This is a genomic window from Leuconostoc mesenteroides subsp. mesenteroides, assembly GCA_009676745.1.
In the GTDB taxonomy this organism is placed as follows: domain Bacteria; phylum Bacillota; class Bacilli; order Lactobacillales; family Lactobacillaceae; genus Leuconostoc; species Leuconostoc koreense.
The window spans coordinates 519,652-546,261 of sequence record CP046062.1 but is presented as its reverse complement, the minus strand read 5'-3'; the positions used below and the strand labels follow the sequence as shown (position 1 = coordinate 546,261).

The following is a 26,610-nucleotide window of genomic DNA, read 5'->3' as shown; positions in this document are numbered from 1 at the left end:
ATGGTCACGGTAGTTACCATAGTATTATACCATTTTTTAACCCTAAAAGCTCAAAAACGAGGCCTAAAATTGTATATAAGCAATTCTAGGCCTCGTCAGTGTGTTTTGTTTATTTTTGTTTAAACGGGTTTATTTTCAAGTATTTGAACAAATAACATATTTTTCAATTTAAAATGTGCGTACTGGTGTTATAAGTTGTAATTGCTTATTGTCCGTTTCTCCTTCAGGCGTCACAGTAAACGGACGTAAATTACTTGTAAATTTAACATCTACACGCTTGCCATTAAAAATACGCAAAGCATCACGAACGTAATCCGGATTGAAAGAGATATCTAAGTCTTCCCCTTCAATACTATTGGCATTCAACTCTTCGGTTACCTGTCCAACTTCTTGAGATGTACCGGTCAATACTGCGCGCCCTGATTTTAATGATAGTTGAACAACGTTATTGCGACTTTCGTGACTCAGTAAGCTTGCTCGATCAATTGCACCCAGTAAGGAAACTGCCTCAATCGTGATTTGTGTCGTACTCTCCGTAGGAATCAAACGATCTGTTTCAGGATAATTACCTTCTAGTAAACGTGAATAAAATGTCGTATGTCCTAAATCAAACACTGCTTGATTTGTAGAAAATTTGATTTCTACACGATCTTGTCCCTCGAGTAATGCTTGTAATTCATTAAATGATTTTGCTGGAATAATAACATTTGCATCAATATCGTTGGCGTCAGTTCCTGTTAATTGAACGATACGCTGGGACAAACGATGAGAATCAGTTGTAACTGCCTTCACGCTACTTCCTGTTAGTTGTAGATGTATCCCAGTTAAAATTGGACGACTTTCTTGTGTAGAAGCTGAAATTTTAGTTTGTGAAATAATATCGACAAGTTGTGCCGCAGAAACGCTCAAGCTTTGCACATCATCCATTTCTGGTAATTGTGGGTAGTTTTGTACGTCTTGTCCATTAATCGTAAACGATGAAGCTCCTGATGTAATAGTAGCTCGTAAGCCTTCGACATTGAGTGTCATTGTATCACTAGGAAGACGTTTAACGATATTAATAAAGAAAGTTGCAGGTAAGGTAATGCCACCAGGAGTTGTAATAATTAATTGGGCACTCGTATCTGATTGTGGCACTGTTGTTTCAATAGAAAGATCTGCATTTGAACCAGTAAGGACTAATTCTTCGTCGTTTAATACTAATTTGATATTCGTCAAAATTGGAATCGTTGTTCGTGATGAGATAGCACGTGATACATCATTGAGCGCTTTAATAAAGGCCGAACGGTTAATTGTAAATTGCATAATGTTGCTCCTTTTTAAAATAAGCAAATAAGTGATAGTGATATTAATAATGATATAAAAAATATGTAATAGTAATAATAAGGGGTGTTGATGTTGTGGAAAAGTACCCTGTGGCTAAAAGAACGTTTAAAAGCAGTTGTTCACAACCTTGTTGGTAACTACCCTATTTGTACAATGTTATAAACATATATTTTCGTGAGTAATGGTTTGCGTTATTTTCCATGTTTAATTTCATCCGTTAGGGCATCTAACATTTCTTTTGTACGTGGATCACTCTCTGATTTTTCAGTTATTTTGGTTGTAGCATGTAGGACTGAAGAATGATCACGTCCACCAAATGAACGACCAATATCAGGTAAACTTTCATTTGTCAGCGTTCGTGTGAGATACATAGCAACATGTCGTGCAGTGACAAGATCTTTTTTGCGACTTGAACTTTTAAGATCATCGATAGTTTGCATGTAATAATCTGCCACAACTTGTTGAATACGTTCAACAGTGATCTTGAAACCTTGGTTAATATTTAAATCACCTAATATTTGTTGCGCAGTTTCTTTTGTAGCCGGCTTATTCATATATCGCAAACTGGCTTCAAACTTATGGAATGCCCCTTCTAAGCTACGCACATTAGAATCAATTTTTTCGGCAATTAGTTCTAATACATCATTAGGAATATTTAAGCCATCAGATTCAGATAAATTTTGTAGAATAGCTACTCTTGTTGGTAAATCAGGCTTTTGAATATCCATCATAATACCGGCTTCAAAACGTGATGTTAATCGTGTTTGCAAATCAACGATTTCTGTTGGTAATTTGTCTGAAGTCATGACAATCTGCTTACCATTTTTTGTCAAAACATTAAATGTATTGAAAAATTCTTCTTGAACTTTTTCTTTTCCAGACCAGAATTGAATATCATCAACAAGTAAAAGGTCAACAGATCGATATTCTTGCTTGAAAGCTGCTGTAGCGCCATCTCCTGCGCGTAAAGATTCAGTAAAATCGTTCAAAAAATCTTCAGCTGTAGCGTACTTAATATGTGCGCTTGGCGTTGACACAGCATAAGCGTTACCGATAGCTTGCATCAAATGTGTTTTTCCAAGGCCGACTCCGCCATAAATTAAATAAGGATTGTATACTTGTCCTGGTTCGTCAGCAACGGCACGTGCGACAGCATAGGCATTTTCGTTGCCTGAACCGATAACAAATTTTTCAAAAGTAAAATCTGGATTTAAGTCAGATTCGCGCGTAAATGATAAATTATCTGAAAAAGTTGGTATGGTGGTAGGCTTTGCTTCTGCTACCTGCAAGTCAGGTTTAATAAAACCATCAGCAATCGACATAGCAAATTGTACAAAATCCATGGAATATTCACTATCCCATTGATCAATGATATCTTGTGCCATATCACTTGGGACCGATAATGTTAAACTAGTATCCCCTAGTGTCAGCGGTTTTAGCGGTTCTATATAGGTGGAAAAAGTAACACGACCGAGCTTGGTAAAAAATTCGGCTTGCACTTTTGACCATAATTCTTCTTTGGTTATTGGTTTTGTCACGATTATCTCTCCTAAATATGGTTCAAGTCATAATAAAATGACGATCTTGCATTGATAGTATTTAACGAAGATTGTGGATTGAACCGACAACTTTTCTAATCATAGAAGAAGTAGCAAAGATAATTATAACAATAAGAAAAATAGTTTTCCACAGGCAAACGACAACTTTAGAGAATATCAACAGTTGTGGACAATGGAAAAGTGAGGTTGTTGATATTAAGACGAACAAATGTGTGGGTTATCCACAAATGAACATTGTTATACACACGCAAAAGAGCGAAAGGACAATAATTGAGGTTATTTATAAACATTATCCACAGGCATGAGTTCACAACTTGTGGATATGTGGATAACTTGTGAAAGGGCATGTGAGTAAAAAGCTGAAAAACACTGTGAATAAACAGGAAGAGGATAAGTTTTTATAACACTGTGAATGTTAAAGAATTTCTTAAGAACTTTGTTTATTAGGAAAATAAACCAACATATATTAAGAATTATTTTCTAAAAATAAAACAAGCTAGCATATGATGGTACACTATGAGCATATTTTGGGAACTTTCTTTGTTGTTGCTTTACTATATATAGATATGAATATGATAGTAGGGAACTTAAGAGGTATCTAAATGGAGCACTTAGATTATAGAGAACAAGAGAATTGGCGAAAGGCCGATGACACGATTTATCAATCACCGATTGACATTCCGTTGAAAAGTATTCAACAACAAGAAAACAGTCAGTTGGTTGTTCATTTTGAGGATCGAGTTCATTCTGACGATCGAATTATAGGAGAACAGTTTTTAGTTCGCGGTAAATTGCGTGTTGATGGGACAGTTTGGGAATTGGAAAGATTTCATTTTCATGATGGGGCAGAACATCTCGTAGACGGTAAGAGATACGATGCTGAGATTCACTTTGTTTTCCAACGAGACAATCAAACGTTAGTGTTGGCAGTCTTTGGAGAAACAACAAATACTGATAACGGTATTGATGTGGAAAATATTTATGATGAAAATGTTAACGCAGAAGGGTTAATGAAATTAATTCCCGACAACCATAGTTATTATCGCTATATGGGGTCGTTGACAACGCCGCCATTAGGGAAAAATATTAACTGGGTAGTTTTAACATCAACAATAAAAATATCGAAGCAAGATAAAGCATTTTTACATGCTGATTATCCAAATAATTATCGCGAAGTACAAGACTTAAACGGGCGAAAAATCGACTTTTTTTCTGAAAAAAATAATTGAACACGTTAGGACATTATCACATTTATGTATATTTCTATGTAGATGATGCAAACAAAACTCGTAAATGATATGATGTTATGTGAATAATTTTAAAATTTCTCACATAAATGGGGCAGTGTTTTGAGTGTATTTTTACAGAGTATACAGGGCGTCTTGGTAATTCTAGTAATGGTTGCCATTGGTTATGGATTAGCAAGTGCAAGGTGGTTCACAGACAAAAGTGGACAGATTATTGCACGTATCGTGACACAGGTGGCGTTGCCAATGTACATGGTGAATACAATAACGCATGATTTCACCAAAGGCGAACTGGTACGTTTATTACCTGAAATCAAATTTCCAATCATTTCGATGTTAGTTTTATTTGCAATTTCGGTTGGATTTGCACGAGTTTTAGGTATTCGAAAAAATCGCCGTGGCCTTTTTCAATCCATGTTTTTCAATTCAAATACTGTATTTGTCGGCTTACCAATAAATATGGCTTTGTTTGGTGTTAAAAGTTTACCGTATGTGCTAGTTTATTATATGGTCAACACGACTTTCTTCTGGACATTGGGCACTTATCTCATCCAGCGTGATGGGGAAGGGGCCTGGAAATTTGATATCAGGGCAACGCTGTCAAAGGTTTTTTCACCACCGTTGCTTGGTTTTATCTTAGGCATCATCTTTGTTTGGACAGATGTTAAACTACCAACGTTTGTAGTCTCTGATTTACAATACATCGGTAACTTAACGGTACCGTTATCAATGTTCTTTATTGGTATCGCCGTGCAGCGTGCCGGCTTAAGAAATATGGAGTTCAATAAATATAGCTTAGGTATATTATTTGGTCGTTTTATTTTAGCACCAATTGTCATGTTTTTCCTTTTATGGAAGGCTGATGTGCCGCATCTAATGAAACAAGTATTCATCTTACAGTCAGCGATGCCAGTTATGACAAATGCGCCAGTAGTGGCTAGTTTATATGGTGCGGATGCTGATTATGCAGCAATCATGGTGACTGAATCAACTATTCTTAGTTTGATAGTGGTTCCAATTCTGATGACATTAATAAATAACTAGTCGCAAGTGAATGAATATACGAATAACGTCAGCCTGATGGCTGTCGTTTTTGTGTCTTAAGGTATCTTATGATATTTATTGCGCGTTTTGAAAATATTTTTATAAACAACTATAATAATGGGAAGTTAATAATAATATAAAAGCGTTTAATAAATTTAGACGTTCTGGAGAAGATAAATAATGCAGGTAGCAATCATTGGGGCCGGTCCGCGTGGTTTAGCGGTAGCTGAGCGATTGATTAATTTAGTGGATGACAATGTTCAACTCGATGTTCAAATATTTGACCCTTACGTCATTGGTGGACGGGTCTGGGATCCATTTATACCACAAAATAAACTGTTTCTAATGAATACAGTGATTGATCAAATTACGTTATTTACTGATGATTCAATTGAACATAGCGGTAAGCCACTACATGGACCGACGTTGTTTCAGTGGTTAAAAGAAGACGCACATACTTTTTTGGAGAACCATTCGGAGTTTGATGATGCCTATAGAGCCGAAATACAACAGTTAACATCACCTAGTGATTTTGCTACGAGGGGCATGATGGGCATTTACGCGGCTTGGTATTTTGAATGGCTGAAAAAAAGAGTCCGCAGTAAGCAAACTTTAACCTTTACACAGCAAAGTGTAGTAAACTTTACCCAAATCGGTGCAAATTATCAAGTAGTTTTGGCAGATGGTTCCCAAATTTTAGCTAATCAAGTCGTAATGGCCTTAGGGCACTCAAATAATGTTTTAACGAACGAGGAAGCTAAATTTAAGTCATTTGCAGACGAAAACAACCTAAAGTATTTACCACCTATGCATCCATCAGAGGCCAATCTTTCTATATTTTCACAAGAAGATAAAGTCATTATTCGTGGTCTTGGATTAAGCTTTTTCGATTATATGGCGGGACTGTCAATTGGAAAAGGGGGGTACTTTGAACGTGAAACAGATGGTGATTTAACTTATCATGCATCTGGCCGGGAACCGCATATTATTGCAGGGTCTCGTAGTGGTGTGCCGTTCCATGCTCGGGGTATCAATGAAAAAAAGACAAGCGAAGTTTATGAGCCAATCTTTTTCACACTGCCTGCCTTAGAAGCTTTGCGCGCAGCCGGGCATGGACAAATCAAATACGATGATTTTGAAAAGTTGCTCGTTAAAGAAATGACTTATAAACACTTACTGAATAGAATCGACAGTCCAACCAGTAATTTGACATACGATCAGGCACAGGAGCTGAAGCAGGCGTTATTAATGAGTGCTGATTTAAATGTAACAGCAGAATCATTTGGTTTGATTGACGAACCGCCTTTCGATATTGAGGTTATACGACAACCAGCAAAGTATTTACCTAAGCGTGCTGATTACACGGAGTGGTTATTAGACTACTTAGAAAAAGATATTCAAGATGCTCGCCTAGGCAATAAAATAGCGCCTTTTGCGGGAACCTTCGACATTCTACGTGATTTACGCGATCGGATTCGTTTTGTAGTTGAGCATGATTATTTCTCTGCAGATGAGTATGAAATATTTTTGAGCAAATTCAGACCGTTAGACGCTATGTTATCTGTTGGACCACCTTTGAAACGTGTTGAACAGTTACGTGCCTTGATTAAGGCTGGAATTGTAGAAGTGATGGCTACTAACATGCAGGTTACCACTGAATCAGGTAACTTTATTGCTCGTGATGATCGGGGAAATGAAGTACACGGGAATGCATTAGTTGAAGCACGTATTGGTGTGATAAATATTGATTTATCGACAAACCCATTGATTGCTAGTTTGCGGGAGAAGGGTATTTTGACAACTGCTATTTGGACACGTAGTGATGGATCCACCTATAAATTGGGTTCAGCTAATGCGGATCGTCGTACCTTTGAGGTTGTTAATGCCAAAGGAGAGCGAATGCCTAACTTATATATTTACGGTATTCCTCTCGAAGGCAAAAAGTGGTTTGGGACAGTTATTCCACGGCCGGGTGTTAATACGGTTGTTTTGCGTGAAGGGGCATGGATTGCACAGCAAATTTTGGCATAAGATTGATTGTTTCACGTGAAACAAAAGATAGATTTGCTATACCTCGTTTATCAAGGTAGAATGAAAAGCATATAGATTAGTAGATAGGTAAAGGAACTTTCTAACAGTGACCATTCAGCTGATAGCAACGGATTTAGATGGTACGTTTTTGACAGACGATAAAAAGTTTGATCGCGCGTTGTTTCGTAATGTACTGCATGAACTAAATAAGAAGCATATTCAATTTGCAATAACGACGGGTGTTCATCAAGAACGTATTAATATCTTGTTTAAGGATTTTCTTAATGAACCATTGAATTTTGTGACCAATAATGGGGCTCGTGTGGTAAAGAGCGATGGTACCGTGTTGTTTTCGAAAGTTCTTTCACCGGAAACTTTACATAAAATTCAACGATTCCTGAATAGCTATAGTATGCGTCCAGACCGTGGTTTGGTTTTTTCAACAGATGAGACTGCTTATTTGCCATTGAGCCTGGACACGGCAAATAACAAGCGTTATTTTAAATACTTTAAGTACGTTAAAAGTTTCGGGGACGTGCGTGAAATTAACGAACCAATTTACAAAGTTACTATGAGTTGGACCAACTTTGACGAAAAAAGGTTTTACGAGGATGCTCTTGCATTCTTTGGTGATGATGTGCATATTACGGAAACAGGTACTGGGGCTATTGATATTGTTCCTGCCCATGTCAATAAAGCTGAAGGATTAAAAATGTTGGCTGAAAGTTATGCACTTGACTTGTCTCGTGCTGTTGCTTTTGGTGATGGTGGTAATGATTTGGAAATGTTAAACGCAGTTGGGCTACCATATAAAATGCCGGATGCTGACGTCATCGGTCCATTTAATGTCGCATTGTCAGATAATAATCATAGTGGAGTTTTAAAGACTATTCAGCAACTGATTGCTACAAAATAGTTATTTAAAAGCAACACACATGGCTTTTAAATTAAGGAGAATGAAGTATGAATATCGGATTTATTGGTACTGGCGTAATGGGCACAGGAATAATTAATAATTTGTTGCAAGCGGGTTACGAGGTATCTGTTTTTAATCGTACCCATAGCCAAGCAAATGAAGTACTCAACAATGGTGCTATCTGGCGCGACACACCGGCTAAAGTTGCTCAGCACTCGGATATTACTTTTACAATGGTTGGATATCCAAAAGATGTTGAAGAAGTGTGGACGAGTGAGAATGGTGTTTTTGCTGGTGCTAACGAAGGGTCAATTTTGGTTGATATGACAACCTCAACACCACTTTTGGCTGAACAATTAGCGCAAACCGGTGCTGATTTGGGATTTAAAGTATTAGATGCACCAGTTTCAGGCGGGGATATTGGCGCTAAGAACGGTACATTAGCAATTATGGTTGGTGGTGAGCAACAGGTTCTTGATGAAATTAAACCTGTATTAGGCGTTATTGGACAGCAAATTGTTTTTGCTGGTTCTGCTGGTAAGGGACAACACATGAAGATGAGCAACAATATCGGTGTTGCAGCAACAGTGGTTACAATGGCAGAATCCTTAGTTTACGCAAAAGCAGCTGGTCTCAATTTAGAGAGTGCTTACAATGTTTGGCGCAAAGGCGCTGCGGGATCTTGGTCGGTCGATAACTATATACCTCGTATTTTCCAAGGAGATTATGCACCCGGATTTTATGTTAAGTACTTATTAAAAGACCTACGAATAGCCTTAGACTCAGCCAAGGAAATGGGAATAGACTTACCCAATACTCAACTTGCTGAACAACTCTTTGAGCGTTTGAGTCAAGAACATGGGGATGAAGGTGTGCAAGCAATTGTAAAACTTTGGACCTCATTTGAATAATCGTTGTATGGTTTGAGCTGAATAAAATAAACAAATTAGTCCGGTGAGGTTGATTCGAATCATTTTCACTAGACTATTTTTAGTTATCTTGTATGTTAATTTAGTAAAAAATTGACGGACGTAAAAAGTAAAAAGAAAATGATGTTCAAAACGGACAAACGTAAATATTTATTAAAATTTTTAGAAAAACACCCCAATTTAAATTATATGGAAGAAAAATTAATTTTTGATGCAATTAAGAGGTTGAATAATCCAAAAGCATCAGAGTACAGGGAAATAGTCAGTGTGACTAATGAACTTCAAAAGCTATCCCTCACCCAACATTTGTCAAAAGATGGCAGAATATTGCTGAAAAAATGACATCGTAATGAATGGTTCTTTGGAATTCTTTATAATCTGAAATGATAAGGACTAATAATTTAAATATAAAAAACACGCTACAAAAATAAAACACGACTTGCTATAGCAAGTCGTGTTTTATTTGTATCCATTAATGCAATAAATTCATCAATAAGCTAATGTCAGAGCCTGTTTCTCAGCGACAGCGGCTAGAGCAACCTCAGGAATGTAGTTAATTGGTTGACTAAAGTTGGGTTGGAAGAAAAAGTCAGACATTGCTAATTCATCAATTGTCATTTGTTTTTGAATAGCTATGGAAACAAGATTGGCAGATTGTGATACATCATGTTGAGACATAAATGAACCACCAACAATTCGACCAGTATCTTTTTCCCAAGTTAATGAACTAAGAACAGAAGTTGTACTTAACATAAAATCGGGACGATAATCACTTTCGATAACTGTTTCAATGACATCAAGCCCTTTTTCTTTAGCAGTCGCACTATTTAACCCGGTAGCAACCATGGCTTGTTCATATAATTCTACTGCGGAAGTAGCTTGTGTTCCAAGATAACGAGTTGTTGGTTCAATAATGTTTTTACCGACTAATATACCTTGGCGAATAGCGTTGGTAGCCAAGGGGATGTAATCAATTGCTTGGGTTGGATTGAAAAAGACGGTACTAGCATCCCCAGCAGCGTAGACATTGTCTTCACTAGTTTGCATATAATCATTTACAAGTATTGCGCCATTTGGAAGTGTTTCAAGTTGACCAGTAAATAAATCAGTGTTTGGTAAGAAGCCAATGCCTAGTATTGCAATATCGGCTTCATATGAGCCATTTGGTGTAGTTATTTTAATACCATTAGGTGTATTTTCGAATTTAGATACAAACTGATTGAGCACCACATCAACATTGTTCTTTTCGTACTCTTTTTGAATGCGTTCAGTAAAAGCTGGGCCAAAGTTTTTTGCCAATACGCGGTCAGCACCATCAATTAGTGTCACTTCTTTTCCAGTAACAGATAATTGCTCGGCTAATTCAGCACCAATGTAACCGGCACCAATGACCGCCACACGCTTAAGATCTTTGGCAACACTTTTGATACGGATAGCGTCATCCCAAGACTTACAGAAATACACACGATTGCTGTCAATTCCGGGAATATTTGGAATAACAGGCTTTGAACCGGTTGTGATGACAATTTTATCAAATTGTTGTGTTGTAACTTCTTCTGTATCTAAATTGGTTATTGTTAATGTTTTAGCTTTTAAATCAGCTTTATTAACTTGGTGCGCCATCAGCATGGTAATCCCTTGATCGCGCATTGATTCAGGAGTTTCGTAGAACATTTTTTTAGGATCAGAAACATGATCACCAATCCACAAAGCGATGCCACATGACAAAAATGAAACTGTAGTGTTTTTTTCAAATACAGTTACTTCTGCCTCAGGATAATCTGATTTTATTTGCTTAGCTGCATATACGCCAGCATGTGTAGCGCCAATTATACCTATTTTCATGATGTATGTCCTCCGATTAGTAAGGGTAATCTGTACATCAATTATAAGCTCAAACAATCACATAAGTAATTGACCTAAGTCAAGGATTATCAATTTTTGTGATATTTAACACGATTTTACCTTTAGAACTATTGCTGATAATTCTTTTTTCTTCAAGTTTTGTAAGGTTTCGGCTTAAGGTAGCAGGAATGGTTCCGAGATAAGCTGCTAGCTCTTTTTTTGACATAGGCAGTTCGAAACTCAAACTATTTGATTCCTCTGCAATATCCTTTAAAAATTTTAATAATCTGTCTTCAACAGATCCTGTTAAAAGATTAGCCTGTTGTGTCTGTAGTTTCTGCATCTTTACAGCAATAGACATAGCTAATGATAGACCAATGGTTGGTTGTCGTTTTGTTAAATTTAGAAAATCAGTTCTGCGAATCTCGCAAATGCGAGATTTGATTACAGCGACACACGTTACTGCGTGGCGTGAACCTGTAATTAGAGATTCTTCACCATCAATGTCACCATCATTTAAGAAATAAAGTGTTTGTTCTTTTCCATTGCTGGCAGTTTGGCTGATCTTTAGTTTGCCTTGATGTACTAATAGTAATCGATCTGAATCATCCTCTACATTGAAAACGGTTTCCCCAGGCGCGTATTCAATGTAATTGATTTGTTCACTGATCATGTCTAGTTCATCTTGTGGCAGTTGACTAAACAGAACGGTTGCAGAAATACAATTGTGGTTAGGATGTATTAGTTTACGCATAGGAGTGTCCTTAGATTATCTTGATAATATTTGAGCAAATAGGGGTAAAAAATAACATATTATACGTTATTTCAAAGCTTATTGTAACAAAGGTTTGATTGTCAATGCTGAGATAAAGATTCTGTTGCTGTTACCGCATCAAAGAGCGTATAATAATTAAGTATTTGAAAAAATCTAGTATGCTTGTATTGCAATTGTTTTCATGATACAATTAAACTCGAATTGCAAAGTTTTTGCAGGTAAAAATCGTGAATGGAGGTGAACACACATGAAGCGTACATACCAACCAAAAAAGCGTCATCGTGAACGCGTACACGGATTCCGTAAACGTATGAGCACGAGCAACGGTCGTAAAGTTTTGGCTCGCCGTCGTGCAAAGGGCCGCAAGGTTCTATCTGCCTAACAAGGTCGCTGCTATGCAGTGGCTTTTTTATTTAGTACATGAAGAAAAAATAATACATTTTTTTATCGTGAAGATAATCGTTTTAGTAACCATTTAGGCATGTTGATACGGCTACGTACATAAATAGGGAGTAATTTCATGAGAAAAACATTCCGCATAAAAAAACCAGAAGAATTTCAACATGTTTTTAATAAACACCGTTCTGTAGCTAATAAGTATTTTATTGTTTATCAAATGGATAAACCAGAGCAAAAACATTTTCGTGTTGGGCTTTCGGTTAGTAAAAAAGTAGGTAAAGCACATGAGCGGGTTTGGGTTAAACGTCGTATCCGTCAAAGCTTGTTAGAATTAAAATCTGAATTACCTCAAGAGTTGGATTTATTAGTCATTGCACGCCCTGCTGCAGCACATAGAAGTCAAAAATTTTTGAAAAACCAAATGATTCATGTGTTAAAATTGGCTAAGATATTGAAAGAAGAGAACGAATGAAGCGATTTGAGAATATTTTGAAAAGAATTGGACCATTACCTTTGATTATGGCGGGGGTAGCTTTGGTCTTAATCATTGTATCCGGGTTGTCATATGATGGGCATGTGACATCGCATAGTTTCTGGAGTGCAATTGTCGCGGTGTTCACAAGAGCTATTTTGGGTGCTTCAAGTTGGTTTGGCAATAATTATGGTATGGGTATTATCTTGTTTACCATTTTCATTCGCTTCCTGATTCTGCCATTAATGGTGTATCAAGTCCAATCGATGATGAAAATGCAAGTAGTTCAGCCGGCATTAAAAGAACTACAGGCGAAGTATCCAGGTAAAGATACTGAAAGCCGCCAGTTAATGATGGCAGAGCAACAAGCACTTTATAAAGATGCCGGAGTAAATCCATTTGCTTCAATGCTACCTTTAATTGTACAAATGCCTATTTTAATTGCACTGTACCAATCAATTTGGAATTCACCTGTTCTAAAATCGGGAAAGTTTCTCTGGCTACAATTGGGCAGTAATGATCCGTACTTCATTTTACCGGTATTAGCCGCATTGTTTACGTTTGCATCATCATGGCTTTCAATGCAATCGAATCCTGACCAAAATGGTATGACTAAGGCCATGCCATACATTTTTCCTGTAATTATCTTTTTCTCCGCTCTAGCCGTTCCAAGTGCCTTGTCACTATACTGGGTTGTGGGAAATGCTTTCCAGACGGTACAGACATTTTTCTTGCAAAATCCTTTCAAAATAAAACGTGAACGTGAAGCAGCAGCGCAACTTGAAAAAGAAAAGCAACGTAAAATCAGAAAAGCAAAACGCCGTAAGCGGTAGAAATATTATTAGCTGTAAACAATGTTGTTATAACACTGTTTACAGCTTTTTTTGTATAAATATTTTTTAAAAACTGATATAATATTATTTAATGTTAGAGGGGCAGATAGGATATGAACTTTATAAAAAACTGGGTAATACCCATTGCCATTGGTCTTTTCATTGCTTTGATTATTCGCACTTTTTTGTTTACTTTGGTGACGGTTGACGGACCATCAATGAACCCCAATTTAGACAACGGTGAATTAGTAGTTGAGAGTAAAATATCTACTGTGAAGCGTGGGGATGTCATAGTTTTTGATGCAACCAATGAGGATCCACAAATTAAATCTGGTCACAAAGATTACGTAAAACGGGTGATTGCTGTGGGTGGTGATACAGTATCACATAAAGGTGCAAATCTATATGTTAACGGTAGAAAAGTTAATCAGGATTACATTGGATCAGAGCAACAATCAGGGGGTACTTGGGGTGATTGGACGTTAAAAACATTATCATCTCGAGATTTTTGGCAAAAGAAAGATCGTAATACAACAATGGTACCAAAGAATTCATACTTTGTACTCGGCGATCACCGATCGGTTTCAAATGACAGTCGTATGTTTGGTTACGTTGAAAAAAAGCATGTACTTGGTAAAATCTATGTGCCATTCTGGAATTCAGATAAGCAATCAAAAGAGAATATTAATGACCAGTCCAAAAAATTCTTTGCAAATTAAATCAACGAAAAATCTAGTATTACGCGCAATGCAGCCTACCGATTCAGAGGCACTTGCGCGTATTTATTTAGGTACGCGACAGCATAACTTTTCTTGGATTAAGCATCCTAAGTTAGAGGATTTTGCTAGAGATTCTCATGGTGAGATGGTTGAGGTGGCTATTATTAATCAAGAAGTTGTAGGATTTGCATCCATATCCGAGCATGATAGTTTTTTACATTTATTATTTATTAAAGAAGGCTGGAATGGTTGTGGTATTGGCGCAAAGTTACTTGACTGGGCACGTAATCAAGTAATGCAAGCGTTAGAATTAAAAGTGGTTACAGCCAATGTTGCTGCACAACGTTTTTACGAACGAGAAGGATTTTTAGTTGTTGGAAAATCAGTATTATCAAAACCACAAAATCTGACTTATAGGGACAGCAAAAAATGATTGAGATAGTTAAGCACGTAAAAAAATTTACATGGTATCATGTTTCAAATTTGACAGTTGAAGAACATGAAAAATTAGTCAAAGAGCATCATTTAACCGATGAAATGATAAGATATGCTGTTGATCATAATGAAAGTGTGCGTATGGAATACGATTGGCATGCGGACGAAACTTTGATGGTTGTTGATGTGATTGTACATCAAGACAACAATGTAGAAACAAGACCAATCGGTATTTTGTTTGCTCATAATGATGTCTATACATTTACGCATGGGCCTACGGAGTATATCAAACCGATCCTATTAGATCCGAAAAATCAACAAGTACGAGCACAAGAAGGTGAAATTAGCGCATTTGATTTTATCATGACAGGGTTATATTCTTTGATGATAAAGTATGTTGACGAAATAACAGAAATTAATAAAAAGCGCCGTGTTATTCAAGCACAATTTGGTCAACAAAAACAAACGACACGCCAGATGAACGAATTATTATATTTAAAAACGCAAATGATTTATATTCAAAATTCATTAGCTAATAATCATGTGATGCTAGACAGTTTTCGAACGGATTTTAAAACCGTCTTGAAAGAGTTTGAATTAGAGCATATTGATGATGTCAGGGTTGAAGTTGAACAAGCTAAGCGAATGGCTAATTTGGCACTAGAGGTGATTAATTCAGTCAGTGACGCGATGGGCAATCTCAGTAACCGTGATTTGAATTGGACGATGAAGGTATTAACCGTATACTCAATTGTTTTGACAGTCCCCACCATTGTCAGCGGGTTTTACGGTGAAAATGTGAAGTGGTTACCATTTGCAGATGCACAAAGTGGTTGGTGGGTAACCATTGTTATTACCCTTATACTAATGGCGTTGGTTAGTATTTTAATGCTGATTTCTGGTTTTTTTCGAAAATAATCTTGTGGAAACGGGTAATAACAGTCAATTTAAATTTGATATTGAGATAATTGTTTATTTTTTTCTAAACAATGTCTTCATTTAAAAAGTTAATAGTTATTAATAATGTCAGTAAACGATAAAGGATATGAATGATGAAAATATTAGAGCAAAGAATTAAAAAAGATGGTCGTGTTTTGGGCAAAGATGTATTGAAAGTAGACTCTTTTTTAAATCATCAAGTTGATCCAGAACTTATGCAAGCCATGGGTGCAGAATTTGCAAAAAAATTTTCCGATGAAAAAATTGATAAGATTGTAACGATAGAATCATCTGGAATAGCTCCAGCAGTTTTTGCAGGTTTAGCACTCCATGTGCCAGTTGTATTCGCGCGAAAAAATAAATCTTTAACATTGCCAGACAATGTTTGGACTGCAGATGTATATTCATTTACAAAGCAAACGACGAATCATATCATGATTGATCATCGCTTCTTAAATGCCGCTGAAAATATCTTAATAATTGATGACTTTTTAGCTAATGGACAAGCTGTCGAGGGGTTACTTAAGATAGCCAATGATGCAGATGTTAATGTTGTGGGGGTTGGGATTGTCATAGAAAAGACTTTTCAAAAAGGTCGTCAAATTCTAGATGAGCGCGGGGTACGCGTTGAAAGCTTGGCAAGAATTCAAGGTTTTGATAATAATGAAGTTATTTTCTTATAAACTTCTGCCAATTTGAATAAAACGTGCAATCTCATTTTTTATGATGTTCTGATTATTATGCTCATGATGAATAATATAAAAATGACGTTTGAATGCGTTATCCAGTTTCTTATAAGGAACTGATTCTGGTAAAGCTTGAATACTAACAATAGATTTGCCAATATTTTGCGCCAGCATTTTTACAATAATGTCATTATTTGCGATAGTCAAGAAATGGTCTGGTAAAATGTTATGCTGCTTAAAGTATTGTTGTGTGTAATGGTATACACCAGAACCTTTTTCTCGAACCAACCAAACTGCGCTGTCCAGATCACCTGCTAACACAAGTTGATCACTGGATATTGCATCACGAATAATAAAATCATGTGTGATAGGTTTTTCAATTATACCAAAATCAAATTGATGATTTAAAACACCGGCTAGAATTTCTTCAGAATTGTGCATTTCAATTTTGAAATCAATGGTGTTAAATTCATCTTTTTTTATTTGTGCAAAAATCTTGGGTAGTAGTACGGTTGCTGAGGTTTGCGATGCACCTATTTTCACTGTAGTACGTGGCCGTTCTTCATCTAAATCTAAGCTGTCTGTTGCATTTTGCCAGTCATCAAGTAGATGGAGAGCATGTTGGTAAAATTTTCTAGCATTTGTAGTCGGTACTAATTCAGTACGCCCGTTTCGTTCAAATAACTGAATGTTTAATTGTAACTCTAACTGTTTAATATGCACACTGACGGTAGGTTGAGAAATAAATAATTGCTCAGCCGCCTTTGAAAAAGAACGTGTTTCATAAACTGCGATAAAAGATTGAATTTGTTTAAACATAAGACTTCCTATTAAAAAAATTAATTGAATATATTATAAATATTTATTTTACAAATAGCAAAGGTGGGGGTAACATAATAACTATCGAAATTAGAATTTAGTAGCTCATTGATACTGCTAAATGTGTGGGAGAATTGACATGAAAATTAAAAAGGCCATGATATCTGGTATTATCATTACTTTAATATTGTCTGCAGTTGCTAAAGTTTTAGCTACCTGGTTACCGTTTTTGGGTGCGGAAGCAATTGCCATGTTACTAGGGATTTTATTAGGTAATACTGTTTTGAATCAGCCCATTTTCGCACCGGGAATAAAATGGGCAGAAAAATTCCCCATCGAAATAGGTATTGCCTTGATGGGGCTTACTGTTACACTTCGGACCATTGAAAACCTTGGTATTAATGGCTTGGCTTTTATTTTGATACAGATGACATTAACTATCGTAATAGTTCTTTGGATGGGGGGGCGTGTTTTCAAAGTTTCTGACAAATCTGCCATGTTGATGGGGGCGGGTAATGCTGTTTGTGGATCAAGTGCTATTGCATCAGTAGCACCGGCGATAGGAGCCACTGATGATCAACGCCGAACAAGCGTTGCGACAGTTAGTTTGACTGGTGTTGTGTTGTTGCTGATTTTGCCGATTCTTGGGACACACGTGGTAGGAGAACATAACTTACTGTTGGGTGCACTTGTTGGTGGTGTGGTTCAGTCAGTTGGGCAAGTTGTTGGAACAGCATCATTGATTAATCCTACTGTTGTCACGTATGCGACTTTGTTTAAAATGTTACGTGTTATCATGTTAACCGTTGTTGTGTTAGTTTTTGCTAAAATGGCACAAAAAAAAGACAAATCAGCAACAAGTATTAATCGTAAAGGTGTCAAAATTCCTTGGTTCATCATGGTATTCGTATTTTTACTATTCGTTAATAGTTTTATTTCATTACCGCACTTAATAACAAGTGGAGCCAAACAGATTTCTGGATTTTTCGGTGTCGTGAACTTGGCGGGAATCGGATTGAATCTTAAGTTAGACACAATCAAAAAGTCTGGAGGGAAATTTCTTGGCTTTGGCCTTGTGACTGGTGCAGTACAGGTCGTACTCGCTATTGTTTTAATAAAAATTCTGTTTTAAGTATATATCGGCCTGAAAGGTAATGATCCTCTATCTCTGCGTTATCAGCGCAACGCTCTGCCATTGAGCTACAAGCCTATTATAAAAGTGTTCCACGTGGAACGCTTTTTTATTATTACTTCACATGAACCGAAACAGATCCAAAGCCTTCGGTAAATTGCGCTGTCCAAGTGCCGGCTGTCAGTGATAAGGGGAGCAAGAATGTTCCTGTCGAGGCATGCGTTCCTTCTGGGAAATCCTTACCTTGTGAAAATAGTTTTTCAACCAGCCATTTTAGTGATGTCACTGGGTTGCCAAGAACTTCACTGCCAACGCCATTGGCAACTTCTTGATCATTATGCAGCAAAACAGCTGAAACACTTGCTAAAGTAGTTAAATCTAAGTCAGCACCATCTCGTTGCCGACCATAAACTACAGCACCGCCTACAGCAGCATCGCACAAAACGAGATATTTATCGAGCTTTGGAAACCAATTTTTAAAACGAGCATCTGGTAATTCTAAAGTTGGTGCGACGGTTGTATTTTGAAGTAGTTCTACTTCGTTCATCGATGGGGTTAGGTCTTTTTTTGCAGTAAACATTAATTCCACCTCAACCAATGGTTCATTGTATGCTGTTAAATCTAAATTGAAACCAGATTGAACAAAGCGATTAGCCAATTGGGCACCATATAGTGGTGAATCAGAGTTAAATAACTCTTGTGTTTCTTGGGACGTTAGGGAAACCTTGTAACCAGCGACTGGTGCATTCTTTTGAGTAAGAACAGCATCTTGGACTTTATAGGCATCTTCGAAATTATCAACAACGCCGACATATTCGTCTCGGTCAAGTGGCGTGTTGGTATCAAATGCTTGGAAGAGTTTAGTAGTTAATTCTTGTACGTTGTGTGTTGTCATGGTATTTTCCTCTTTTATTGATATTTCAAACAAAAAATCCCATTTAATAACTGTTACAGTTATTAAATGGGATTTTAAACTCATTGATAACCGTAACGACCAGATATTAAGAGTCGTTACGTTAAATAACAACCCAACTATTAAATAATAATAATTGCGTTGATAATTATATTGTTTACTTGTGAGTTCATTTGTTTGTTCATGGCTTTAATTATAAAACAAAAAAGATAAAATAACAATAATATTGTTATTTTTATAATTAAATCGCCATTATAAATAAAAACCTGGTGGAATACACGATTATTGCATTTTTATTCAAATACGGAAGAACATCTTTGTTATTACATTAGTTAATAAAATCACAATTTAAAATTCAATCAAACAGTTGATGATGCAGCATGCATAATTATTAAATAAAAACACCGTACTAGTAAAATACGGTGTTTTTATTTAAACATTATAAATTGGCGATATCAGTAATGGACATCTTGGTTAGTTGTAAGAAACGAGCTCGAAAAGTTTCTGGTGCTTCAGGAATCGGTTGCGTTAGCCAAGTTGAAATAATTGAGAGTGTCATTTTCACGCTGAGTTCAATAGCAAATAATCGACTAACTGGGGCATTCTCAACACAATAATTATCAAAAAAAGGGGTTACCCATTTGATGTATCGTTGCTCTAAAAAGTGCAGCCATTCACCATTTGCATAATTTTTTGAATAGAGTATTTTTAGAACATGACAATGTTGGTATAAGACAGGTAACATGACATCAGCAAGTATGATAAGCGGGTCAGTTGCTGTTGTATACTCTAGCGCAATTGATATTTCCTGTTCAATTTTCATTGCAATAAAAGTCAATATATCCAAAGGTGTTGAAAAAAGCGATGAAACATGATGAGAACTCAGACCGGATTCAAGAATAATATCGTGCATGGTAATATTGCGCATATCAGAGCGAGACAACAAGCACAGGAATGAATGCGCTAACTTTTCTTTATCTAAATCACGTTTATTCTTCTTTGCTACCTTATCGACGGGTAATAATTTTGAAAGTGGTATATTAAATGATTGTGATATTTTTTTCAACATCACAAGTGTGGGTCGAGTTCTCGCGCGTTCCCAACTTGAAACAGTTTGGTGAGATACAGACAAAAAAGCAGCAAACTCTGTTTGCGTGAGTTTGTTGTCGTTTCTGATTTTTTTAATTATTTTATTAATTTCATACATGAAAATACCACTAGTTTTTATAAATTAATAATAAATTCCGAATAATATGATGAGAAATGACATTTATTTGTCGTTTGTTTAATTAAAACAATTATTATCAGATTTTACAACAAAAGTCAATAAAATAATTATTGAGAAAAATCCGGTGTGATGTAACTTTTGATGAATTTTGGGTATCATGATTTTGATATAATAATAACTATCGGCCAAATAGTATAGGGCCGATACAAATAAAGGAGAAAAGGGATTATCTGAATAGTTCACTGAATACTTGTATTTAAAAAAATAGATGATTTTTTGAAAGTCTGTGGGGATATTTTCAAAACTCATCTATTTTACTTCAAGTATTGTTACGGTTTGAACTATTGTTAAGGTGCAAGCATGATGAATCTTGTAATCTTGGTAATCAACAGGGAGAAATATGACAAAAGCAGTGAAGATTGTGTTAACAATCGTTGGTACTTTGGTGCTAGTTGCAATAACAATGGTTAGCAGTTTGATTGCTATAAAAGACGTAAGTGGATCTGAGTTTCATACGCCAGCTTTGCCTGTAATGATGGCTATAGTTGTTGGCGCAATAGCATCTGTTATAATAGGTGCGTTGTTCAGCAAATTATTTATTTATCTTTCGCAACTTGGACAAGAAACAAAGCAATCCGTATCGTTCATGAATTCTTGGTACGCAACAGTAGTAGGTATGCTACCTGTGGGAATCATTAATCTGTTTCTAGTAACTGTTTTGAATGTATATAAGAACGATAATAAAGTAGCAAGTGTTATTGGTAATGTGGTTGCTACTTTATTATATACATTAATTTTGCGTCAAGAGGGTACGATTACAAAACGTACACAGATTATTTTTATTGTGATTTCAGTAGTACTTAGCGCTGGTATAACTTTTGCGTTTTAACCTGTTGTAGTTAACGCAGCGTAAAGAATTCTGAATAATCATTAATGTGTGATATAGGGGAAGTATATGAAACGCAAGACAAAAATTATAGTAACTGTTGCTGGAAGTGTTGCTGCACTTGGTATTTTAACTGCCACTGGTGTGCAAGCTTATCATACATTGGTAAATCCAACAACAACTGCTAAAAACAAATATCAAGTGTATAAAGTAACCAGCGCCTTACCACTTACAATGTCAGGAAAAGTGGTTGCCGAAAAAACACAATCTTTGAACTCACCAACTGGAAAATTGCAACAGCTTAATGTGAAAGATGGGCAGTCTGTTAAAAGTGGTGATATTTTACTTACCGTAACCGCTACAGATGTGCAAGAGTCTATTAGTTCACAACAAGATGTTGTAAATAAAGCCAATCGCGCAGTTAACAGCGCATCGGCTACTCTGAAAAATGCGCAACAAAGTTACAACCAAGCAGATGCGGATACTAAAATTTCGCTAAAGGATACGGTTACACAAGCGCAACAAGCATTAACTGATGCAAATGGTGATTTGCAAGATGCCCAAAGAAAGCTGGTAGAATTACAAGGTAAATTAAGTGTGTCGTTGAAAGCACCTTTTGACGGAGTTGTTTCAGTAAGTAATGATACAAAAGATGGTATACCAGCCATTACAATGAATTCAAGTCAAAAAGTTTTGCAGGCTAATGTGTCAGAGTATGATTACAGCAAAGTACATGCTGGGGACACTGTTACAGTGAGCGGTATTGATGGCTCGCCAAAACAAAGTACTAAGATTACAAAAATTGAACAAATCCCATCGAATCAGGGCAAAGGAACAACATACTATCCTTTCTCTGCCAGCGTCAATAATGACTTTTTGTATGGTCAGAGCGTTAAAGTAAAGGTGCCACAGTCAGAGTTGAAAATTCCAAAATCAGCGGTATATAAAGGCAGTATCTACAAGGTTATTGATGGTAAGGCTAGTCGAGCTCAAGCAGACTTAACGCAAAATGGGGACGCGTACATTGTTAACTCAGGGATTAGTAAGGGGGAAAAATTGGTTACTAATCCGGATGCAAAGTTGACAAACGGAGAGGTTGTTGATGATTAACTTAGTTTCAGTCAGCAAAAGTTATCAACAGGGAAACGAGAATTATAAGGCTTTACATGAAATTTCGTTAAATATTGATGCTGGTGAATTTGTGGCTATTATGGGACCTTCCGGTTCAGGAAAATCAACATTGATTAACATTATTGGTTTTTTAGATAATAATTTTGATGGACAATATAATTTCAATGATACTGTAGTTAACGATTTGAATAGACGTGATCATGCGCGATTGCGTAATCAATCAGTTGGTTTTATTTTCCAAAATTTCAAACTAATTAGGAACCAAAGTGTCGGCGAAAATGTCGGGTTGCCATTATTATATGCTGGTTTGAAGCGACGTGATATTATTGCTCGTGTAAATGATGTGTTGGCGCAAGTGGGATTGCCTGGTAGTTATGACAAACTACCTAAAAATTTATCGGGCGGGCAACAGCAACGTGTTGCGATTGCTCGAGCAATTGTCACACGCCCTAACTTTTTAGTGGCAGATGAACCTACAGGGGCATTAGATTCAGCGACATCTAGAGAAATACTAGCACTTTTTGAAGAGCTAAATCGTACTGGGACAACAATCATTATGGTGACACACGATGAAAACGTGGCACGCCAAACAAATCGTCTGATTAGAATTTTAGACGGTCGCTTACAAAGTGACATGGAGGTGCAACATGCAGGTTCGTGAGTTAATTGTCAGTTCATTCAGGTCATTAGTTTCAAATAAACGACGCAGTATTCTAACTATGATTGGTATTATTATTGGTATTGCCTCGGTGATTACCATCCTATCTCTTGGTGATGGTGCACGAATTGAAATGCTGAAAAATTTGCAGGCCGATAGTAGTGGACAACAGTCGACAGAAATTACTTTTTCACCAAGTAATGATGCTAAAGTTTCTGGATTTAATAATGATGATTTAGCCCGTATTCGTGCTAATAACAAAGTCAGTAAAGTGACAGTACAGTCTGATGATCATGGCATCTTATCTAGTGAGGGAAGTATTAATGGAAAGAGCTTAACAGCATCCGTATACTTAGCAACAACAGCAAATGATAGTGTAATAATTACTGGTCAAGGTCTTAAAGCAACGGATATTGCCATGGATAACCCAGTTGCAATGGTTAGTCAATCGATTGCTAAGAAAGGCTATCGAACTAACCAAAATGCGTTGAATTCAGGAATTGAAATTAATGGCACAATGTATACAATTGTTGGTATTATTGAGAACAATGCGGTAAAGGGTGAATTTTACAATTACGACATTGTTGTGCCACGACACGTTTTTGAGAACAGTAACGCAACAGTTAATGCGAATACGTTAAAGTTAACTTTTGTGCCTGGAACAAATATATCTAAAGCAACAACTGATATTAAAGATCAGCTTAATAAAAATGGTTCACAACATGATTCTGGATCTTATGAGTTCTTTGATACAGCAGCTATGCTGAAAGGGATAACAGCAGTCATTAAGGGGATTACTTACTTCATTGTTGCTGTCGCAAGTATTTCGCTATTTATTGCCGGTATTGGGGTCATGAACATGATGTATATTGCAGTCAGCGAGCGAACTCAAGAAATTGGTATTCGGATGGCTGTGGGAGCATCTCAAAAACAAATTTTATGGCAGTTTTTGATTGAAGCAGTTATGTTAACACTTAGTGGCGGGATGATTGGCTATCTCGCAGGGTTAGGGATAGCGATGGGAATTTCTGCTTTCCTACCATTTAAAGCTAGTGTTTCATTATCAACATTCTTATTGGCCTTCGGCACGTCAACAGTTGTTGGTCTAGTGTTTGGTATTTTACCAGCAAAAACAGCAAGTAACAAAAACTTGATTGATATTTTGAGATAGTAACTAATAAAAAAAGTAATGATACAGTTCGTATCATTACTTTTTTATTTTGACGTATTTAGTCAAGTCAGTATTTTTTGTGAACGTCCAGACACGGCCATTTCGGCTTATTTGTAGATAATTATCTTTGCGCATTAATGTTTTAAATCCTAATTTATGCGCCTGAATATAAGTTTGTTTTAAATGCTGAGGGACAAAAATAAACCTATCATTACTAGACTTGCGTTCTGACAAAATCTGTTGTCCGCGTTTCAAAGCAAATGCTTCCAGAGAATCATTACTAATGAAGCTTAATAACTGGGCCCCAATCGTTTTCGATGGATCAGCAAGGGCATTTTTAGCGAATGTGAGAGCACTAAGGAAATCTTTCTGTAATTCAGCGGGGGACAGACTAATAATATTATCCAAGCGTTGAATCAAGTGTTTAGCGGAAGTGGTAAGTGATGGGATGAGATGATCAGTTGGATGCTGTAAAGCTACCGTATGATTTAGAGACTGCGCATTTTTTAGGTCGTCATCTGACCATTGCTGTGGATTAATGATGGCATCGATGATTAACAAATGAAGAAAACTTAGCGCATCTTGTGAAATCCCATCTAGTGTGAAGGGATTGGTGTCAAACATCCTGAACTCTAGGTATGAGGCGCCACGTTGTACCATATCAGTTAAACTTCCTGGAGCCTTTAAACGTACTGGACCATAAAACTCACTTTTATCATAGAACTGGCCAGTATCGACATAATGTTGAATTTGTTGAATATGTGTTTCAAAGCTAGTATAGTCAACTTCAATATCACTATGATTTGCAAAACCAAAATTACTGGCACGCCAAGAACGAACCGGCTGCATATCTTTGAAATCGGTTGGTAAATTATCTGTTGAATTTTCAGAAACGGGACTTGCACCAAAAAGATAGGTCAGTAGCCACCTATAACTAGCTATCTGTTGGGCGATTTGAAAGTATAACTCATTTTTAGCAGCAGGATAAGAATTGATTTGTTTTTGAGAACCAAACCACCAAACCAAGTTGTCACTTGGTGAAAAATTAACATGAATTCCTGCCATAATATGCTTGAAAGGCCCATAACGCTTGACTAAAACATCTCGATATTCTTGATACCAAGATCGTTCAAAATGATTAAGCAAATAATCAATATCGTTGGCAGACAAATGTGGGGGCATCGAAAGTGGCCAAATGATTTCATCCTCAGCTAATTCAGATGCCAAAATAGTCTGGAGTTCGTGCAAGTGCATTAAGGCATCTTTTGAAGAGTGTTTAGTGCCGGTGACCAGTTCCTCTTGGCTTTCAGAGAAATCAGTCTGGAAGTAGGGTTGATATTGTCGATTGCCTAAATTACGAGAGTGTGGATGTTGAGATAGGCTTTTGCTTCCTGATTGCACACGGTGTTCTTCTATTTCAATGCCGAAACGACCAGCAAATAGTATGTCACGTAGCTTGTTATCTGTAAGTTGTATAGAATTTTTAAGCATACAACGTTCTCCAATTGTTATATTTAAACCATTTTAACTTATTATAAGCAGGTAGTGGTAAAATTGGTATCCGTTTTAATATTATTGTTACAATTTGACGAACACATTAATTGTTTTATAATGAAAGTATGTTATTCAAAGATAAAACATATAAATATGTTCCAGCAAATATACCAAAAAACGCTAAAGTTTTTCATAATCTTAGCTATTCGGTTGGAAAGCGTAATCAGCTTGACCTTTATTTACCTAAAATGGGGAGAAATTATCCAGTTATTGTGGATATATACGGTGGAGGTATGCTTCGAGGACAAAAATCCTCATATAAACTTAATCCCAGTTTACGGTTCTTAAATGATGGTTTTGCAGTGGTCAGTCCAGATTATTCACTCAATCAGTTAGGTGAAGAAACTTTCCCTGTTCAAATCGCTGAGATTCGTGCAGTAATAACTTTTCTGATAAAGAATTCAGAGCAGTATGGCTTTGATAAGAACAACATTATATTGATTGGGGAATCTAGCGGGGCCCAGCTAGCTGTTTTAACGGCAGCAACAATATCTGAGCATTTATTATTGGGCAGACTCAAAGATGTAGCGGAACACACATTTTTTCCAAAAATCAGTTGTGTGATTGGGATGTATGGTCCTTACAAAGTTGACGATTTTGCTAAACAATTTGCCGAACTCAATATAAAACCACAGTTCAACGAAACTGGTGAGGCACAGTCATTTGAAGGAATAATGTTAGGAACCAAGCGGCCGGATCAGATGCCAAGTAAGGTTGCACAAGCGAATCCAGCAACTTATTTTTCAAAGAATATGCCGCCTTTGTTATTATTTGCTGGGACTAAGGATGATGTAGTACCCTATTTGCAGAGTGTTTCACTGGCTGAAAGGTATTATCAAAAAGTGGGTAAACAAGCTGAGATGATATTAGTTGATGATGCACATCATGGACCACATGATTTCAACACGGATGATATTCATGCAAAAAAATTGGCGTTTATCAGACGAAATACTAACTAACAAT

General features: G+C 36.6%; 27 protein-coding genes and 1 tRNA gene. 19 read left to right on the top strand and 9 right to left on the bottom strand.

Features of this window, described 5'->3' with window-relative positions:
- Positions 1–168: 168 nt before the first annotated feature.
- Complete coding sequence (gene dnaN / locus GJV51_02610; protein QGM24940.1) at positions 169–1,305, bottom strand: DNA polymerase III subunit beta; 1,137 nt, start codon at positions 1,303–1,305, stop codon at positions 169–171.
- 212 nt (positions 1,306–1,517) lie between these two features.
- On the bottom strand, positions 1,518–2,864 hold the full coding sequence (dnaA, locus tag GJV51_02605; protein ID QGM24939.1) for a chromosomal replication initiator protein DnaA: 1,347 nt from the start codon (positions 2,862–2,864) through the stop codon (positions 1,518–1,520).
- 623 nt (positions 2,865–3,487) lie between these two features.
- Between dnaA and GJV51_02600 the strand changes: the two genes are divergently transcribed.
- From GJV51_02600 to GJV51_02575, 6 genes are all read left to right on the top strand, one after another.
- Positions 3,488–4,114, top strand: a complete 627-nt coding sequence (locus GJV51_02600; protein ID QGM24938.1) for a carbonic anhydrase family protein — start codon at positions 3,488–3,490, stop codon at positions 4,112–4,114.
- A 120-nt stretch (positions 4,115–4,234) separates the two neighbouring features.
- Positions 4,235–5,176 (top strand): AEC family transporter, encoded by a 942-nt coding sequence (locus GJV51_02595; protein ID QGM24937.1) that lies wholly within the window; start codon positions 4,235–4,237, stop codon positions 5,174–5,176.
- A 180-nt stretch (positions 5,177–5,356) separates the two neighbouring features.
- The gene (locus GJV51_02590; GenBank protein ID QGM24936.1) at positions 5,357–7,207 is read left to right on the top strand and encodes an FAD-dependent oxidoreductase; all 1,851 of its coding nucleotides are present in this window, start codon (positions 5,357–5,359) and stop codon (positions 7,205–7,207) included.
- Between the two features lie 106 nt (positions 7,208–7,313).
- Positions 7,314–8,123 carry an HAD-IIB family hydrolase gene (locus GJV51_02585; GenBank protein ID QGM24935.1) on the top strand — a complete coding sequence of 270 codons (810 nt, stop codon included), beginning with the start codon at positions 7,314–7,316 and terminating at the stop codon, positions 8,121–8,123.
- 47 nt (positions 8,124–8,170) lie between these two features.
- On the top strand, positions 8,171–9,034 hold the full coding sequence (locus GJV51_02580; protein QGM24934.1) for an NAD-binding protein: 864 nt from the start codon (positions 8,171–8,173) through the stop codon (positions 9,032–9,034).
- 141 nt (positions 9,035–9,175) lie between these two features.
- Complete coding sequence (locus GJV51_02575; protein QGM26098.1) at positions 9,176–9,394, top strand: hypothetical protein; 219 nt, start codon at positions 9,176–9,178, stop codon at positions 9,392–9,394.
- A 147-nt stretch (positions 9,395–9,541) separates the two neighbouring features.
- Here GJV51_02575 and GJV51_02570 read toward each other — a convergent pair whose 3' ends face one another.
- Entirely contained in the window at positions 9,542–10,897 is a 1,356-nt protein-coding gene (locus GJV51_02570; GenBank protein QGM24933.1) for a SidA/IucD/PvdA family monooxygenase, read from the bottom strand.
- Between the two features lie 79 nt (positions 10,898–10,976).
- Positions 10,977–11,651, bottom strand: a complete 675-nt coding sequence (locus tag GJV51_02565) for a cyclic nucleotide-binding domain-containing protein (GenBank protein QGM24932.1) — start codon at positions 11,649–11,651, stop codon at positions 10,977–10,979.
- 268 nt (positions 11,652–11,919) lie between these two features.
- On the opposite strand from GJV51_02565, the gene rpmH reads away from it, so the two are divergent.
- The 7 genes from rpmH to GJV51_02530 all read left to right on the top strand — a co-directional run bounded on the left by rpmH (position 11,920) and on the right by GJV51_02530 (position 16,152).
- Positions 11,920–12,054 carry a 50S ribosomal protein L34 gene (gene rpmH, locus GJV51_02560; protein QGM24931.1) on the top strand — a complete coding sequence of 45 codons (135 nt, stop codon included), beginning with the start codon at positions 11,920–11,922 and terminating at the stop codon, positions 12,052–12,054.
- A 138-nt stretch (positions 12,055–12,192) separates the two neighbouring features.
- Positions 12,193–12,543: a ribonuclease P protein component gene (gene rnpA, locus GJV51_02555; protein ID QGM24930.1), complete on the top strand. Its 351-nt coding sequence runs from the start codon at positions 12,193–12,195 to the stop codon at positions 12,541–12,543.
- Positions 12,540–13,376, top strand: a complete 837-nt coding sequence (yidC, locus tag GJV51_02550) for a membrane protein insertase YidC (GenBank protein ID QGM24929.1) — start codon at positions 12,540–12,542, stop codon at positions 13,374–13,376. The genes rnpA and yidC overlap by 4 nt, the downstream gene beginning before the upstream one ends.
- A gap of 113 nt (positions 13,377–13,489) precedes the next feature.
- Positions 13,490–14,095 (top strand): signal peptidase I, encoded by a 606-nt coding sequence (lepB, locus tag GJV51_02545; protein ID QGM24928.1) that lies wholly within the window; start codon positions 13,490–13,492, stop codon positions 14,093–14,095.
- Entirely contained in the window at positions 14,064–14,528 is a 465-nt protein-coding gene (locus GJV51_02540; GenBank protein ID QGM24927.1) for a GNAT family N-acetyltransferase, read from the top strand. The genes lepB and GJV51_02540 overlap by 32 nt, the downstream gene beginning before the upstream one ends.
- Positions 14,525–15,448 carry a magnesium transporter CorA family protein gene (locus GJV51_02535; GenBank protein ID QGM24926.1) on the top strand — a complete coding sequence of 308 codons (924 nt, stop codon included), beginning with the start codon at positions 14,525–14,527 and terminating at the stop codon, positions 15,446–15,448. Before GJV51_02540 ends, GJV51_02535 begins: the two co-directional genes overlap by 4 nt.
- A gap of 134 nt (positions 15,449–15,582) precedes the next feature.
- Positions 15,583–16,152, top strand: coding sequence for a xanthine phosphoribosyltransferase (locus GJV51_02530; GenBank protein QGM24925.1), 570 nt, complete (start codon positions 15,583–15,585; stop codon positions 16,150–16,152).
- Here GJV51_02530 and GJV51_02525 read toward each other — a convergent pair.
- Positions 16,147–16,974 (bottom strand): LysR family transcriptional regulator, encoded by an 828-nt coding sequence (locus GJV51_02525; GenBank protein ID QGM24924.1) that lies wholly within the window; start codon positions 16,972–16,974, stop codon positions 16,147–16,149. The two genes, GJV51_02530 and GJV51_02525, sit on opposite strands and share 6 nt — an antisense overlap.
- A gap of 139 nt (positions 16,975–17,113) precedes the next feature.
- Here GJV51_02525 and GJV51_02520 point away from each other — a divergent pair, with 139 nt between their 5' ends.
- Positions 17,114–18,106, top strand: coding sequence for a putative sulfate exporter family transporter (locus tag GJV51_02520; protein QGM24923.1), 993 nt, complete (start codon positions 17,114–17,116; stop codon positions 18,104–18,106).
- A gap of 7 nt (positions 18,107–18,113) precedes the next feature.
- Here the strand turns inward: GJV51_02520 and GJV51_02515 are convergent.
- The 3 genes from GJV51_02515 to GJV51_02505 form a co-directional block, all read right to left on the bottom strand.
- Positions 18,114–18,184, bottom strand: a tRNA-Ile gene (locus GJV51_02515).
- 37 nt (positions 18,185–18,221) lie between these two features.
- Positions 18,222–19,001, bottom strand: coding sequence for a 2-keto-4-pentenoate hydratase (locus GJV51_02510; protein QGM24922.1), 780 nt, complete (start codon positions 18,999–19,001; stop codon positions 18,222–18,224).
- Between the two features lie 457 nt (positions 19,002–19,458).
- Positions 19,459–20,226, bottom strand: coding sequence for a helix-turn-helix domain-containing protein (locus tag GJV51_02505; protein ID QGM24921.1), 768 nt, complete (start codon positions 20,224–20,226; stop codon positions 19,459–19,461).
- 421 nt (positions 20,227–20,647) lie between these two features.
- Here GJV51_02505 and GJV51_02500 point away from each other — a divergent pair, with 421 nt between their 5' ends.
- The 4 genes from GJV51_02500 to GJV51_02485 all read left to right on the top strand — a co-directional run bounded on the left by GJV51_02500 (position 20,648) and on the right by GJV51_02485 (position 24,093).
- Entirely contained in the window at positions 20,648–21,136 is a 489-nt protein-coding gene (locus GJV51_02500) for an MFS transporter (GenBank protein ID QGM24920.1), read from the top strand.
- A gap of 66 nt (positions 21,137–21,202) precedes the next feature.
- Positions 21,203–22,243 (top strand): biotin/lipoyl-binding protein, encoded by a 1,041-nt coding sequence (locus GJV51_02495; protein ID QGM24919.1) that lies wholly within the window; start codon positions 21,203–21,205, stop codon positions 22,241–22,243.
- Entirely contained in the window at positions 22,236–22,925 is a 690-nt protein-coding gene (locus GJV51_02490; protein QGM24918.1) for an ATP-binding cassette domain-containing protein, read from the top strand. The genes GJV51_02495 and GJV51_02490 overlap by 8 nt, the downstream gene beginning before the upstream one ends.
- Positions 22,912–24,093 carry an FtsX-like permease family protein gene (locus tag GJV51_02485; protein QGM24917.1) on the top strand — a complete coding sequence of 394 codons (1,182 nt, stop codon included), beginning with the start codon at positions 22,912–22,914 and terminating at the stop codon, positions 24,091–24,093. The genes GJV51_02490 and GJV51_02485 overlap by 14 nt, the downstream gene beginning before the upstream one ends.
- Positions 24,094–24,129: 36 nt before the next feature.
- Here the strand turns inward: GJV51_02485 and GJV51_02480 are convergent, their stop codons facing one another.
- Positions 24,130–25,584 (bottom strand): glutamate--cysteine ligase, encoded by a 1,455-nt coding sequence (locus GJV51_02480; GenBank protein ID QGM24916.1) that lies wholly within the window; start codon positions 25,582–25,584, stop codon positions 24,130–24,132.
- A 128-nt stretch (positions 25,585–25,712) separates the two neighbouring features.
- On the opposite strand from GJV51_02480, the gene GJV51_02475 reads away from it, so the two are divergent.
- Positions 25,713–26,606, top strand: a complete 894-nt coding sequence (locus GJV51_02475) for an alpha/beta hydrolase fold domain-containing protein (GenBank protein QGM24915.1) — start codon at positions 25,713–25,715, stop codon at positions 26,604–26,606.
- Positions 26,607–26,610: the final 4 nt, after the last annotated feature.

Coding starts and splice junctions, on each gene's coding strand:
- GJV51_02530 (QGM24925.1), top strand. CDS start 15,583: ATGAAAATATTAGAGCAAAGAATTAAAAAAGATGGTCGTGTTTTGGGC.
- GJV51_02535 (QGM24926.1), top strand. CDS start 14,525: ATGATTGAGATAGTTAAGCACGTAAAAAAATTTACATGGTATCATGTT.
- rnpA (QGM24930.1), top strand. CDS start 12,193: ATGAGAAAAACATTCCGCATAAAAAAACCAGAAGAATTTCAACATGTT.
- GJV51_02500 (QGM24920.1), top strand. CDS start 20,648: ATGACAAAAGCAGTGAAGATTGTGTTAACAATCGTTGGTACTTTGGTG.
- GJV51_02510 (QGM24922.1), bottom strand. CDS start 19,001: ATGACAACACACAACGTACAAGAATTAACTACTAAACTCTTCCAAGCA.
- GJV51_02520 (QGM24923.1), top strand. CDS start 17,114: ATGAAAATTAAAAAGGCCATGATATCTGGTATTATCATTACTTTAATA.
- GJV51_02600 (QGM24938.1), top strand. CDS start 3,488: ATGGAGCACTTAGATTATAGAGAACAAGAGAATTGGCGAAAGGCCGAT.
- GJV51_02570 (QGM24933.1), bottom strand. CDS start 10,897: ATGAAAATAGGTATAATTGGCGCTACACATGCTGGCGTATATGCAGCT.
- lepB (QGM24928.1), top strand. CDS start 13,490: ATGAACTTTATAAAAAACTGGGTAATACCCATTGCCATTGGTCTTTTC.
- GJV51_02525 (QGM24924.1), bottom strand. CDS start 16,974: ATGTTTAAACAAATTCAATCTTTTATCGCAGTTTATGAAACACGTTCT.
- GJV51_02575 (QGM26098.1), top strand. CDS start 9,176: ATGTTCAAAACGGACAAACGTAAATATTTATTAAAATTTTTAGAAAAA.
- dnaN (QGM24940.1), bottom strand. CDS start 1,305: ATGCAATTTACAATTAACCGTTCGGCCTTTATTAAAGCGCTCAATGAT.
- GJV51_02475 (QGM24915.1), top strand. CDS start 25,713: ATGTTATTCAAAGATAAAACATATAAATATGTTCCAGCAAATATACCA.
- GJV51_02580 (QGM24934.1), top strand. CDS start 8,171: ATGAATATCGGATTTATTGGTACTGGCGTAATGGGCACAGGAATAATT.
- GJV51_02480 (QGM24916.1), bottom strand. CDS start 25,584: ATGCTTAAAAATTCTATACAACTTACAGATAACAAGCTACGTGACATA.
- yidC (QGM24929.1), top strand. CDS start 12,540: ATGAAGCGATTTGAGAATATTTTGAAAAGAATTGGACCATTACCTTTG.
- GJV51_02485 (QGM24917.1), top strand. CDS start 22,912: ATGCAGGTTCGTGAGTTAATTGTCAGTTCATTCAGGTCATTAGTTTCA.
- GJV51_02565 (QGM24932.1), bottom strand. CDS start 11,651: ATGCGTAAACTAATACATCCTAACCACAATTGTATTTCTGCAACCGTT.
- GJV51_02590 (QGM24936.1), top strand. CDS start 5,357: ATGCAGGTAGCAATCATTGGGGCCGGTCCGCGTGGTTTAGCGGTAGCT.
- GJV51_02495 (QGM24919.1), top strand. CDS start 21,203: ATGAAACGCAAGACAAAAATTATAGTAACTGTTGCTGGAAGTGTTGCT.
- GJV51_02540 (QGM24927.1), top strand. CDS start 14,064: ATGACCAGTCCAAAAAATTCTTTGCAAATTAAATCAACGAAAAATCTA.
- GJV51_02505 (QGM24921.1), bottom strand. CDS start 20,226: ATGTATGAAATTAATAAAATAATTAAAAAAATCAGAAACGACAACAAA.
- rpmH (QGM24931.1), top strand. CDS start 11,920: ATGAAGCGTACATACCAACCAAAAAAGCGTCATCGTGAACGCGTACAC.
- GJV51_02490 (QGM24918.1), top strand. CDS start 22,236: ATGATTAACTTAGTTTCAGTCAGCAAAAGTTATCAACAGGGAAACGAG.